This window comes from Salegentibacter maritimus, from assembly GCF_016236915.1.
Lineage (GTDB): Bacteria > Bacteroidota > Bacteroidia > Flavobacteriales > Flavobacteriaceae > Salegentibacter > Salegentibacter maritimus.
Window position 1 is genome coordinate 1 of the sequence record NZ_JAEHOK010000056.1, and the last position, 782, is coordinate 782.

Sequence of the window (782 nt, forward strand, 5' to 3'; positions counted from 1 at the left end):
GAGGTTAAACCTGAATTGGTATTGTCATAACCGGAAGCACTTGCATTAGTATCGATGGTCGTAATTACGTCTCCATTACCATTTGTAAAAGTATACACTCCATCGGTTACACTTACCGAAGTAGTATTGGCATCAATAATCACCTCTGTACCGTCTACAGCGGTGTGGGTATAAGTACCATCATTGTTGTCTACTAATATATCAGACTCGCTTCCAATAATGCTTAAAATTTCATCATAGATCGCTCCCTGGTTCTGAATATTAGAAACCACATCATCAACTACAGTTACCGTGATACTCTCTCCATTATCGTTGGTGAAGGTATAACTACCCCCCCCATTTTCGGCATAGCTAGTAGTATTGGCATCAAAGTCTATGATATTACCGTCTGCATCGGTATAGGTGAAAGTACCGTCCCCGTTATCAGTCAGATCAATATTACCTAAATCGGCATTGGTATCTTCAAGGTTCTGCTGAATTTCATCTAAAGCATCCTGTACATTGGTAGAGGTTAAACCTGAATTGGTATTGTCGTAACCGGAAGCACTTGCATTAGTATCGATAGTCGTAATAGTATTCCCAGAAGCATCAGTAAAAGTATACACCCCATCGGTTACACTTACTGAAGTAGTGTTGGCATCAATAATCACCTCCGTACCGTCTACAGCGGTGTGGGTATAAGTGCCGTTATTGTTGTCTACTAATATATCAGACTCGTTTCCAATAATGCTTAAAATTTCATTATAGATCGCTCCCTGGTTTTGAATATTAGAAACCACATC

The 782-nt window shown here is 39.8% G+C and carries 1 pseudogene; it reads right to left on the bottom strand.

The annotated features are described in order from the left end of the window. Positions 1 to 782 (bottom strand): annotated as a pseudogene (locus tag I6U49_RS16815) (hypothetical protein); the annotation flags it as partial.